This is a genomic window from Syntrophaceticus schinkii (assembly GCF_000946815.1).
Classification (GTDB): Bacteria; Bacillota; DSM-12270; order Thermacetogeniales; family Thermacetogeniaceae; genus Syntrophaceticus; species Syntrophaceticus schinkii.
Genome location: NZ_CDRZ01000201.1, coordinates 1 through 11,346, shown reverse-complemented (window position 1 = coordinate 11,346; position 11,346 = coordinate 1). Strand labels below are relative to the sequence as shown.

At 45.7% G+C, this 11,346-nt stretch carries 15 protein-coding genes; 4 read left to right on the top strand and 11 right to left on the bottom strand.

Annotation, left to right across the window (positions count from 1 at the left end; genetic code table 11):
- From SSCH_RS16515 to SSCH_RS07445, 5 genes are all read right to left on the bottom strand, one after another.
- Positions 1-1,096 (bottom strand): ATP-binding cassette domain-containing protein (locus SSCH_RS16515; protein WP_198142267.1); only part of this gene is annotated, 1,096 nt, incomplete at its 3' end.
- Positions 1,097-1,944: 848 nt separating this feature from the next.
- Positions 1,945-2,910: an acyl-CoA dehydratase activase gene (locus tag SSCH_RS07460; RefSeq protein WP_044664914.1), complete on the bottom strand. Its 966-nt coding sequence runs from the start codon at positions 2,908-2,910 to the stop codon at positions 1,945-1,947.
- 20 nt (positions 2,911-2,930) lie between these two features.
- Positions 2,931-4,034, bottom strand: a complete 1,104-nt coding sequence (locus SSCH_RS07455) for a 2-hydroxyacyl-CoA dehydratase (protein WP_044664913.1) — start codon at positions 4,032-4,034, stop codon at positions 2,931-2,933.
- Positions 4,034-5,017 (bottom strand): acyl-CoA dehydratase activase-related protein, encoded by a 984-nt coding sequence (locus SSCH_RS07450; protein ID WP_044664912.1) that lies wholly within the window; start codon positions 5,015-5,017, stop codon positions 4,034-4,036. Before SSCH_RS07450 ends, SSCH_RS07455 begins: the two co-directional genes overlap by 1 nt.
- Positions 5,018-5,032: 15 nt before the next feature.
- Positions 5,033-5,650, bottom strand: a complete 618-nt coding sequence (locus tag SSCH_RS07445; protein ID WP_044664911.1) for a TetR/AcrR family transcriptional regulator — start codon at positions 5,648-5,650, stop codon at positions 5,033-5,035.
- A gap of 175 nt (positions 5,651-5,825) precedes the next feature.
- Between SSCH_RS07445 and SSCH_RS20915 the strand changes: the two genes are divergently transcribed.
- Positions 5,826-5,951 (top strand): hypothetical protein, encoded by a 126-nt coding sequence (locus tag SSCH_RS20915; protein WP_269746146.1) that lies wholly within the window; start codon positions 5,826-5,828, stop codon positions 5,949-5,951.
- A gap of 19 nt (positions 5,952-5,970) precedes the next feature.
- Here the strand turns inward: SSCH_RS20915 and SSCH_RS20910 are convergent, their stop codons facing one another.
- From SSCH_RS20910 to SSCH_RS07420, 5 genes are all read right to left on the bottom strand, one after another.
- Complete coding sequence (locus tag SSCH_RS20910) at positions 5,971-6,333, bottom strand: DUF1189 family protein (RefSeq protein WP_269746147.1); 363 nt, start codon at positions 6,331-6,333, stop codon at positions 5,971-5,973.
- 25 nt (positions 6,334-6,358) lie between these two features.
- Positions 6,359-6,769: a DUF1189 family protein gene (locus tag SSCH_RS20905; protein WP_044664909.1), complete on the bottom strand. Its 411-nt coding sequence runs from the start codon at positions 6,767-6,769 to the stop codon at positions 6,359-6,361.
- A gap of 400 nt (positions 6,770-7,169) precedes the next feature.
- Entirely contained in the window at positions 7,170-7,904 is a 735-nt protein-coding gene (locus tag SSCH_RS07430) for a Rossmann-like domain-containing protein (protein ID WP_044664908.1), read from the bottom strand.
- A gap of 238 nt (positions 7,905-8,142) precedes the next feature.
- Complete coding sequence (locus SSCH_RS07425; RefSeq protein ID WP_044664907.1) at positions 8,143-8,325, bottom strand: hypothetical protein; 183 nt, start codon at positions 8,323-8,325, stop codon at positions 8,143-8,145.
- Between the two features lie 16 nt (positions 8,326-8,341).
- Positions 8,342-8,737, bottom strand: coding sequence for a helix-turn-helix transcriptional regulator (locus SSCH_RS07420; RefSeq protein WP_052835440.1), 396 nt, complete (start codon positions 8,735-8,737; stop codon positions 8,342-8,344).
- Between the two features lie 275 nt (positions 8,738-9,012).
- Between SSCH_RS07420 and SSCH_RS16510 the strand changes: the two genes are divergently transcribed.
- Positions 9,013-9,648: a patatin-like phospholipase family protein gene (locus SSCH_RS16510; RefSeq protein ID WP_052835439.1), complete on the top strand. Its 636-nt coding sequence runs from the start codon at positions 9,013-9,015 to the stop codon at positions 9,646-9,648.
- Entirely contained in the window at positions 9,557-10,222 is a 666-nt protein-coding gene (locus tag SSCH_RS16505) for a hypothetical protein (protein ID WP_198142262.1), read from the top strand. The genes SSCH_RS16510 and SSCH_RS16505 overlap by 92 nt, the downstream gene beginning before the upstream one ends.
- Here SSCH_RS16505 and SSCH_RS16500 read toward each other — a convergent pair.
- Positions 10,219-10,950: a L,D-transpeptidase gene (locus SSCH_RS16500; protein ID WP_052835437.1), complete on the bottom strand. Its 732-nt coding sequence runs from the start codon at positions 10,948-10,950 to the stop codon at positions 10,219-10,221. The two genes, SSCH_RS16505 and SSCH_RS16500, sit on opposite strands and share 4 nt — an antisense overlap.
- A 239-nt stretch (positions 10,951-11,189) precedes the next feature.
- On the opposite strand from SSCH_RS16500, the gene SSCH_RS07405 reads away from it, so the two are divergent.
- Positions 11,190-11,346, top strand: a 157-nt coding sequence (locus tag SSCH_RS07405; protein ID WP_044664906.1) for a FeoA family protein, incomplete at its 3' end; no start/stop codon positions are given.

The following is an 11,346-nucleotide window of genomic DNA, read 5'->3' as shown; positions in this document are numbered from 1 at the left end:
TGCAACTGCCCTGGTTTGACAGCTGCCAGCCATAAATCCCCACGGCAGGTCCAGGCTTCGGACTGGTAGGCTGGCGGCGAGTCAATTCTCCAAAACACGAAAAACCCAGAATCACAAACACCACAATCAGCTGTGAGGGCAGAGATATGACAAATGAGCGTAGACCCGGATGTAAAAATGGAACCACCGAAAGAATGAGCCAGGCTATCAGGCGAAACTTCGTTATGGAACTGCGCCGCAGAGAAAACCACTCTTTCAGCATCACCGCTTGTACGGTTGACGGCAGATGCAACGCAGACAAAAAACCCATCAGCCGCTGACCCTGATCCTTTTTAAAAGAAATACTGGCAGTCAGCCTCTCATAAACCAGGGGGGTATCGGGAACATACCCGATCAGGCGCCGGGTTTCAGTTCCCGGCTGCCACAGGTCCTCTCCCCTCACCATCACTTTCCCTGATGTCGGCCTTAAAAGCCCGGTGACCATCCTAATGGTGGTGGTTTTCCCCGCACCGTTGGCCCCGAGAAAACCGAAAATCTCACCTGGATAAGTCTTTAAGGTGAGATTCTGAACAGCAGGAAAATCGCCGAAATACCTGGTTAATTTATCAAATTCCAGACTGAGCAGCAGCCCAGTGATTTGTGTTTCAGAACAAATATCCCCTTTCGGATGAGCTCTTTCTGCTGCACTTACATCCCCTACAGAAGCGGCGCCTCTGACTTCTGCCTCAAGACCCGCTCCGGCATGTTCCACTGAAACCGTTGCACAGGAACGAATACCGGGTGAATCAGCAAGGATCGCTCCTGCTCCTGCCCCTTCCCCTTCTCCCGCAACCCCGCCAACCGTGTCCTCTGTTGTATCAACTCCAGTTTGAGCCACAGGTAGGGCAGCTACCAATCCGCTCATCCTTTCCATAAACCTTTCGGGCTCATCAACATTGATCAGTATCTCCCGCACCAACCCCCGCTTACTTTTGCGATCTTGGGCAGCCGGAGCCTTAACCATAACCGGTTCTGTCAATTGGATTCTACAGACATCGCTTTTTCGCGACAAACAGTAGAGGGTTTCCCCTTCCCTGGCAAGCATAACACCGATCATATCCGGCTTGGGATATGATGAGGGGGGGATATTGTTCTACTGCGGCAATAAGCGAAATTGGAAGGCGGCATTTAAACCATGAAGCCATTCGTAGGTATAATTCATCTGCAGATAAGATATGAGCTGAACAAATCATAAAAGTGAAAATAATAGCTGCGTACAAATACAAGCTAAAAAGCAGAGCAAAAGCCAGTAGCAGCGGCCATCCCTTGGGCACGAAAATGAAGAGAATGACTCCCACGACAATAAATTCGATACAAATTATCGGCAGAAAACCGAACACAAACTGCCGAACAGAACTGCTTTTCCTGGTGTTCGAAAAAACCTCCTTACCTTGGCCAGACAAAACAAACCCCTCCCTTCCATTATCCTTTTCACCCAAAATACCTTGCAGAAGCCCCAGGCTTGAGCCATGATAGGGGAATTCTGAGCCCTGTAGACATTTCAGCAGGTGAATATCATTAGGCAATATTGCTATATGTTGAACGTTTAGTATATACTAAACGTTTGGTACAGCTAAAAACCCCTCTTGTCAAGGGGTAATATTAGTGGTTAGTTCGCTAAAAATGCCCTGTTGTCTGAAAGATCACGAATAACCGTCTAATTTCCTTACCTGAAGGACCGCTCCTCTGTCACTTGTAGAACCGGGACAAAAGACCGTCTCCGCGTCACACGGCAGCCCTAACTTACCAGCTACAGGAACAGTCCCCGTGGCGGGCACGTGAAGGCCCCGCAGAAATGCGCCAGGAACCGTCCCCGCGGCTGGCCCCTGGCCGGCGCTTTCGGACATTCCCCGTGGCAAGTTCCTGTGCCGACCAGCCAAAGTGACCGTCCCCGTGGCGGGTCCATCAGCTGGCTTTTACATCCCACTTGCCGCAGCGGCTGCCCCAGCGGGCGATCACCTCGCCGTTTTGGAAGAACTGGACTACTTCACACCTGTTGGGACAGGATTTGCATTCGAAACTGCGGGTTTTGTAGCTGAAATCGGTCACTTCAAAACCCTTGAATATAGTTTTTTCCTTCTTTAGTTCTACTGTTTCCCGGGCGATGATGGCCACACCCAGCGCACCCATGACAGCGAAGTTGTTGGGAATGATCACCTCATGGTTGAGGGACTTTTCAAAGGCCTTTTTCATCCCGGCGTTAGCAGCAACCCCTCCCTGAAAGGCAATGGGGGGTAAAATTTCTTTGCCCTTACCCACATTGTTTAAGTAGTTGCGAACCAGGGCATCACACAGCCCAGCAATAATGTCTTCCGTACTGTGGCCGAGCTGTTGTTTGTGAATCATATCGGATTCGGCAAAAACCGCGCAACGCCCGGCGATGCGTACCGGATGCTGAGATTTCAAAGCCAGTTCACCGAAATCCTCGATGGGGATACAGAGCCGTGCCGACTGCTGGTCCAGAAATGAACCGGTTCCCGCGGCACAGACAGTATTCATGGCAAAGTCGGTAACAATACCATCCCTCAGGATAATAATCTTGGAGTCCTGTCCGCCGATTTCCAGGATCGTCTGTACACCCGGCACAAAGCGTGATGTTGCTACAGCATGAGCAGTGATCTCATTTTTGATGATGTCTGCTCCAACCATGATCCCTCCCAGGTACCTGGCACTGCCTGTGGTACCCGCTGCATGGATCTCCACATCACCCGGAACAAGGCCGGAAATTTCTTTCATACCCTCCTGGATAACACGAATCGGCTGTCCCTGAGTTCTGAGATACAAGGAGGCCAGCACCTCGTCCTGTTCATCAATTACGATTAAATTAGTGCTTACCGAACCCACATCGATTCCTAGATAACCTTTTTTCATGCCCTATCCTCCCAAAACTATCAAGCAAGACTCTTTTCTTTTATAGCTTGTTGTTCTCTTCTCCGCTTAAGCAAATCTAGAAAAGCCTCTAACCGCGTTAACACACCAGCAGCAGCGGTCTGTTCATCGATAAAAATCGTCATCACCGGTATCCCCTCTTCCCGGCTCACCCGGGGAACGATGCCTTTAGCCATGATCTCAGGGATACAGGAGAAGGGCGCCAGTTGAATAACACCATCATAACCATCCTCTGCATAAATGACAATCTCCCCAATGCTGTTAAGCCCATGCCCGCCGATCAATTCATTGAGATAAGGATGTGCCATCTCGTGGATATCCTTTTCTCCGATTTTCCCTTCTACAAGAACGTTTTTTTGGGTATAGGAGGTCAGCCAGATTGAACGGTCTGTATAAACACCCATTTCCCCCAGTGTCTTCTGAAGATAGAAATTCACCGCCGGTTCCAGAACAACATAAATCTCACCAATGATCCCTATTTTTAGAGGGACACGCGACCTGTCCTGGGGCACCTTGGCGATCATTTTCCTGCACTCCCACCGCGCATCCTCGATCTCCTCCGCGGTTTGTGCCTCATCCAGTATTTCCAGTACTTTCTTAAAGGCGTTCGCGGTATCTCCTTTGTTGATCTCAAAGGGCATAATCCTATACATCAAGTACTCCATCTCATCGATGGCTTCCAGTTTTCCGTACCCCTTTTTGATCAACTGAATAAAGGTACGCCAGGACATACCCCGGGGCTTAATTGCTTTTAGTTTTTTGATAAAGTCCAGATAATTAACTTGGGGGGGTTCAAAAATGTGTATATGAAAGTCATGGCCCAATTCGTTCAAAATCCTTTGATGCATGATACCATAGTACCCCGCTCTACAGGGTCCCATGCCACCCGATGTAATAGCCATCTCTGCACCCATCTCGATGGTCTCCAAATAGGTTCCCAAGAGCACCTTAAAAGGAATACAGGCGAATTCAGGTGCATAGCGGACACCCAGGTCGATAGTCCGTTTGCTTGGCTCTGGAGGAACCACTGCTTCATAACCCAGATCATTGATCAGCATCTTAAAAGCAACATAGGAATAACCCATATGCGGATATGTAATCTTCACTACTTGACACTTCTCCTTTTCAACATATCAATAAAGGCTTCCAGGCGCGTATCTACCCCACCTGTTCCTGTTTCCTCATCAATAGAAAGAGTCAGAAAAGGCATGCGTCCCCACTTTTTGGATTCCATTTCCATGAGCCTGTCCAGCATAGCATCAGGTCCACAGGCAAATGCAGTAACATGGATAATCCCATCAACCCTCTTCTTTTTCAAATAATAGTAAGCTGCATGTATAGCACGATTGGAATAGTACCAAAACATTTGCTTGGGCATGTTCTTTGCTTCCCTGAGCAGTCGTCCGGGAGGAATCATCTCTGCGGTAAATGCTTTAGCCCCAAGGCCATTCAGTTTTTTAACCAGATCCATGTTGATGAAATGGTCATAAACAAGATAAGGATAACCGAGCACAGCAATGGACAGTTCCCCTAGGTTTTGTCGCTTGCTTGCTTGATTTCCCTTTTCCATACACTCCAGTGCATCATCTGACAGCATCCCTTTGCACATCAGCCCCCGGTATCGTCGAAGAGCCTGACAGGCAAGGATGTACGCCCTGGTAATCCTGGCAAGACTGACTCCAAACCTCTCCCCTATCTCCCTGGCAATACGGAACAGCTCAAAACGCCCACTGGTAAGTTCAACCCTTGTATCGAGCAGTTCCGGCAGGTTGTTGATGGAAGCACGCAGCAGGTCAGGAAGCCCCAAAAACTTAGGGCAAAAGGTTTCCGTTTCCAGTTTACGCACCTTGACAAAACGAGGCACAAAAAGGACATCCACCTGATCCTTTATTGCTACCACGTGACCGTGGTACAGTTTAATAGGAATACAGGCATCATTAACCGCTTCCGCCACTCCATCATTGAGAATCTGCTGGTTAGTAGGAGGAGATGTGATCACCTCCAACCCTATTTCTTCGAAAAAGGTTTTCCACAAGGGGTAAAACGTAAAATAACCCAAATAACGCGGAATACCCACCCGCACCGGCATTTACTCCAAACCTCCTCAGCTGTTGTAGGGATTCACTTCTACACCTTTCAGCCAAATATCCATAAGCTGTGTCAAAGCCTCTTCCTCATCGATTGTCTCCTGCTCCGGTGCTATCTGCTTCCACACAACATACCCCCAAAGGGACGAAATCAGTGAAACAGCCATGAGGTTAGTATCTAAACACCGGAATTTCTGCATATCTTTCTGTTTCCCGATAGATTGGCTAAGGAGATCAAGAATAGGCCTGGCAATCTTCTCCATTATAATCTCTTGAACTTCTGTATGAAACTGGGCCTCATAAAATAGCATTTTTAACAAAGGGAGTTGCTTTTCAATTGCCTCCAGCTGTTCCTTGATCATATGTATCAAGGAATGGGCATCCCCTTTCTCAATTACCTCTGCCAGAGACACCATAAACTGCGGTTTTTGGAAACTGGTAACTGCGCTGACGAGAATGCCATGGAGGATTCCTTTTTTAGTGCCAAAATGGCGAAAAATCGTTCCTTCAGCGACACCGGCCTCTTGGGCAATCTCGCTGGTTGTGGCTCCTTCAAAGCCCTTTTCCGAAAAGACCTTGATCGCCGCATTTATTATTTTCTTCTGCGTACTGCTGGTCTCTGATGCTATATCCATGAGTGCCTCCCAAACAATCTTAGATAGTGAGAGTGATTGCTCACTCACATATTATAGGCAAGTAGAGTTATGATGTCAACAATAACAATATATGCTACCTGCACAGATCTGGATTGATTTTCCTGATTAATTTATGCCCGTTTACCTAAACTAATTACAGGAGGTGGCGCACTACATGGGACATAACCCACTCAGTACAGAAATCGCTCATGAAAGGTTTTTGATTGATGATTTCGACATAAGCGACAAAGAGGCGATCGAGGAGGCCTCCCAGGATTACTTAAGGCTTCCCGCCCTGTAGTATCAACCACTATAATTCACTATAAGGCAATATCCTTATTGCTATCCTCTCCCTGTTTAATCCGTATTGCACGCACGGCAAACCAAAGATAAAGCAAAGCAATGCAGTAGTAAATAAACCGCCCATAATAAAATTGCGGTGCAAGGATTTGATGCAGTGCCTGAAAAAGAGTGGGTATTGTAAGAGCATAAATAGTAATCTTGAATGTTTGCTCATATTTAAGGCCAGTGTTTTGTACCGCTGAAAAGAGCAGACAGACAAGCCCCAACACTACAGCTGTACAAAGCTTTGATAGGAAGAAATATATCAAACCAAACAACACAATAAAGATGCCCATAAATTTAATATATGATAAAAATTTTTCAACATCGGCTTTGTGAATTTCCCCGCCTTTGAACGCAGAAAAACTATAGGTCTGTTTTTCTATTGTATTTTTTTTTGATTATAGCTTCATTTTTCGAAATAAACATCCCAGTATCATAATCATCCAAAACACTAACATCTGTCTCGCCGCTGGTATCAATAACATAAATACTCTTTTCGCCACCGCTAATATCTTCAAAAACCAGAGGCATTTCCCCGGAAACCTCTAACTCCCCATCCTTTAACACAAAATCGGGAATATTTTCATTAAACTTAGCGATCAAACCGCCTACTCCCTTATTAAAATCAAATACAAAGGATAAAAGCACAGGTATCCCCAGGATCAAAACTATAAGCAGTAAGTAAGAAATTACCTTTCCCCAGGGTTGATCGGCAAAACGCCGGTACTGAAATAAGTTGATGGCACTGTCACTCATATCTTTGAAAAATCCCACTTAAAAAAACCTCCCGCTTCCTAAGCCAGACATCTGGCCATAATATGTATTATAATTATCCGCTGGCAGAACTGTATAATTGATTTTTCTACAAAGAAGGGAAATATCCTTGTCGGAAGGCGTAGAAAAAGTTCAATCCTTGAGCATGAGGGGCTGTGTTGCCCATCAGGGGTGCAACCTGCATATATGGATATATACAGATATTTACAGTTATATATAGATTCAGCTAAATGGTGACAGTCACCTTCTTGTCACCTTCTGGTCACGTTCTGAACCTTCTGAACACAAAAGAAGAACCGGAGAATTATCAAGTCCCGGTTCTGGGTCATACATGTTTATAGATTTTGAAATTATTATCCCTTCAGAATCGTCTAAAACCCTGCTGGAATTATATTTATGCTTATTTACCGCAAAAACATACCCTCTCCAGTCCCATCAGAACCGCTGTTCCGGCAATGGTATTACCATAAAAGAGTACCGGCTTTTCTAAACCAGAATAGTCCTCTATTGTCCCATTGACCACAGTGCTCCCGGTCACCAGAAGGAGGTCAGCCCACTGGGTCACATCATCCCTGCTCTTCTCTCCGTCCTCAATGAGCACTCCATTTTTAATCTTGCCGATATTACCGGGGTTCAGATCAAGCACGCGGATAGTAAACTCACGGTGCAGGTGATCGACCATCGCAGGTTGATAACCCACCATCCCCACCCGAGCATCTCCGTACTTTTCCTTCAAAAATGCACATAATTCACGGGAACACCTTTCAGGTTCTTCATCACTGCAGTGCCGCATTTTTTCCGCCATACCCAAATAGCTCATTACAGCATTTAAGGTAGCGATAAATACAGCCATCTCTCCGCTGCTCTTCTTGTGCAGTGGAGTAATCAGAATCTCCTCTATTGTCCCCTGAAATCCCCGGGGTTCGCTGGTGAAAGCCTGTCCTTTATGACCCTGAAACTCTGCCTCCACCATTAATTCCTTACCCTGTAGAAGGGGAAAATCACGCCGCTCAGGTTTGCCAATAGCCTCCTCAGGCTTCAACACCTTACCTTTCACCTCAACGGGATACCCTTGCAGCCCCTTATCCTGTACAAGTTGCCCCACTTTAGCCTGGAGTTCTTCGTAAAATTTCATTTTATTTCTCCTTTTACTTCTTTTTCGGCTACCGGTTGCCGACTGCCATAATAATTCTAAGCTTTTCCCGTGAAGCCTGCAAGAGATCTGAAACCATAAACCAGATGCCAAAAGTATGAGTCCCAAGCATGAGTCACTATTTATCAAAATATTCAGTTCCGGGTGACAGTCACCCTTATTGATTATTCAAAAAAACACCCCGGATTGTCCCAGGGTGTTAATTATTATTATTAAACCTTTATTTCTCCTCTTTGAGACAGCTTATTTTGGCCTCAACAGCTTCCGTTTCCGCTCGCAGATCCCTCAGGTACTCCTCAAGTTTAGCGATCTTTTCTTTCCTGCTGAAGAAGCGCCTGGTGATACCATCACCACAGCCACAGCTGCAGCTGTCTACCTTGACATGATGATCAGAGCAACACACATTTTTCACCCCCTCTTCACATCTCTTTGTTATCAAAAAGCAATTGGAATCTGTCTAAAAAATCATCCATCCGTTTGCGCTGCTGTCTGATGTGCACGGCCCAGGCATGAAGCATCTCCTCACCCTCATCGGTGAGACTGTACAGACGCCTGGCGGGACCGCCTTCACCTACATCCCATTGGGATGTGACCAACCCATCCTCCTCCAGACGGCGCAAATTTCTGTAAACTGAACCCGGATCCAACCTGTCACTGAAGCCAAATTCAGGGAGCAGTTGAATCAGGTCATAGCCATGAGCAGAACGCTGCTTAAGAAGCAAGAGCAGACACGGCTGCATAAATTTCTCCACAGGCAATCCCCCGCCACAGCGGCAGCCTGACATTTTTTTATCTTCAGAATGATGATCGCACATAGTGATTATCTCCTCTATATGTATTATGCCTATAGTGATATTATTCCTATAGGGTCTATTTGTCAATACCCTTACAAAAATATTTTTATAATATTCTTTTAGCAGTTTATCGCTAGCGCTATAAGTTTTTTGGAAAGCAGCAGGATATTTCTGCTGATAGCGAAAAGATTATTAATATGTTAGAGAACTGCAAGATGATGCATCATAAGAGTGAACTAATAGAAGTTATAGACAATCATGGGGTTAATCCATAATCAGAAATGGGGGGATCTGCGGTGTACGGCATTATACTGGAAGGCGGAGGTGCCAGAGGTGCATATCAGGTCGGAGTCTGGAAAGCCTTAAGAAAACTGGGAATTGACTACTGCGGTGTTGCCGGGACATCTGTGGGAGCCCTCAATGGAGCCATGATGGTGCAGGGGGATTTTGATCAAGCACTGGATGTTTGGAGTGACATAACGCCCTCCAAGATTGTCAGTATTGATGACGAGTTATATGAAAAGATAAAAAATTTGGAAATTTCCGCTGATATTACATCTGATATTCTGCAATACATAAAATCTATTTTTCACAACCGCGGGATGGATACAACTCCTCTGCACAATCTGTTATGCCAGTGCCTGGATGAAACCAAGATCAGACAGGCAGGAATAGAGTTTGGCATTATCACCATATCCCTCTCCGATCTAACCCCATTAAAATTATTCTTACAGGATATCCCGCAAGGTAAACTAATCGATTACCTCCTGGCCAGCGCAAGCTTGCCGGTTTTCCAAAGGCAGCGCATAGGCAATAAATCCTTTTTAGATGGCGGTGTATATGACAACCTGCCAATCAGCCTGCTTGCACAAAAAGGATTTCAAAAAAATCATTGCGGTCAGGCTTGTACAAAAGGGGATAAAAAAAAGTGAGAAGGAGAAAGGCTTAAGCATTACCCTGATTAAACCCTGCGAGAACCTGGGAAGCATGTTTGACTTTACCAGGGAAAGAGCACAGACCAACATTGAATTGGGGTATTACGACACATTGAAGGTATTCAAAGGCTTTCACGGCATACGATACTGTGTTGATGTCAATCGCGATGAAGAATATTTCCTGAAACTTTTACTACAGATGGATCAGACAAAACTAGAAGGACTCCGTCAAGAACTGGGAGCCACGGATGGCATGCCGCACAGAAGGTTTATCCTGGAAAGGCTGGTCCCTCTGCTTGTAGAGTTGCTCCCTGTGACTCAGTGCGTCTCGTACGGGGAACTGACTGTAGCCTTGCTGGAAAGAGCCGCAGACAAGGTTGGAATAGAAAGGTTTACAGTGCATAGTTATGATAGTTTCGAGCAGGAGGTCGTCAAGGCTCACCAACCGGAGGGCAGGAATGTCAACCTGCCCGCTGTCTTGAAAGGAAGCGAACTGCTTTTGCGTGCAAAAAAGGAACCGCTTTTGGATGATATCGCGGATGCCCTTATCGGCGGGATAAAACAAGGCTAGTTGTGAATTACAACAGGTGTCCCCTGGGGGATATTATCATAGAGCCATTTTGCATGTTCAACATCTAAGCGAACACACCCATGCGAAACCGGTGTCCCCAGCATTTCTGCTTCCTCGGGAATTATATTCTGATTTCGATCCATAGGAACGCTGTGAAATAGATAATTGCCTTGGAAAGCTATCCACCACTTTCCTCCCTGCTGGTACTTTTCGCTGAAGAACCAATCACCCTTTTGCTTGGTAGTAAATCTACCTAGTGGTGTACGGTTATTCTTTCCGGTTGACACTACCCATTCCTTGATTAATGTATCTCCCTGATAAACACGCACCTTTTGTTCACTGATACTTACATCAATCTTATATGTTCCCCTCCGGGAAGTAGGGTTGGCATCAATAGCCCTACTAGGATTCAGCTGCGCTTTTTTGGCTAATTCAATCTGGGACTCTTCCGCCAATCTTTCAGCTTCTCTAGCAGCAACTCTCTTTGCCTCTTTTTGCTTGGCTATAACATGAAGGGTGCGATCGTTTTCATCTTCTCTCCAACTAATCTGACTATTCTGACTGTTGGTGTTATTTCCCTCACTGTAACAAACAAGACCATTTATATTATCAGGACTTGTCCTTTCATTACCGAAAGCAAACCCAGCAGTAAGGAGTATCCCAATAACAAATATAAACGCAACCCTTCTCCTGCGAAGGTTTCTTTTTGCTTTAAGTCTTTTGCGCATTCCAAGATCACCCTTTAATAGCTAAATTATTCATAGCATCTACTTATAATAACCCTTTCTTCATTAACTTACTATTTCCTGCATAAGAGGTGATTTTCGGACAGGCACCCAAAACCCTTTTATGCAATATATTACTATCATAATTCAGTTTAGCCGCGGCTAACTTTGTTATCCGCTGCTACAAATGCTACAAAGTAGGATAACACTCGATTTGTCCAATGTAAAGGGGGTTAATTTTCATGTCAGTAAATATAGTGCCGCTTTCACAACTTCCCAACGGTGGGTCCGGAAGAGTAGCTTCTCTAACTGCCCATGGACTGGTCAGGCGCCATCTTTTAGATCTGGGATTGGTCACCGGTTCCTGGATGAGAGCTATCCGCCGCAGTCCGGCTTGGA

Coding starts and splice junctions, on each gene's coding strand:
- SSCH_RS07430 (WP_044664908.1), bottom strand. CDS start 7,904: ATGAAATTTTACGAAGAACTCCAGGCTAAAGTGGGGCAACTTGTACAG.
- SSCH_RS16505 (WP_198142262.1), top strand. CDS start 9,557: ATGACAACCTGCCAATCAGCCTGCTTGCACAAAAAGGATTTCAAAAAA.
- SSCH_RS16500 (WP_052835437.1), bottom strand. CDS start 10,950: ATGCGCAAAAGACTTAAAGCAAAAAGAAACCTTCGCAGGAGAAGGGTT.
- SSCH_RS07460 (WP_044664914.1), bottom strand. CDS start 2,910: ATGAAAAAAGGTTATCTAGGAATCGATGTGGGTTCGGTAAGCACTAAT.
- SSCH_RS20915 (WP_269746146.1), top strand. CDS start 5,826: ATGGGACATAACCCACTCAGTACAGAAATCGCTCATGAAAGGTTTTTG.
- SSCH_RS07450 (WP_044664912.1), bottom strand. CDS start 5,017: ATGCCGGTGCGGGTGGGTATTCCGCGTTATTTGGGTTATTTTACGTTT.
- SSCH_RS07420 (WP_052835440.1), bottom strand. CDS start 8,737: ATGTGCGATCATCATTCTGAAGATAAAAAAATGTCAGGCTGCCGCTGT.
- SSCH_RS07445 (WP_044664911.1), bottom strand. CDS start 5,650: ATGGATATAGCATCAGAGACCAGCAGTACGCAGAAGAAAATAATAAAT.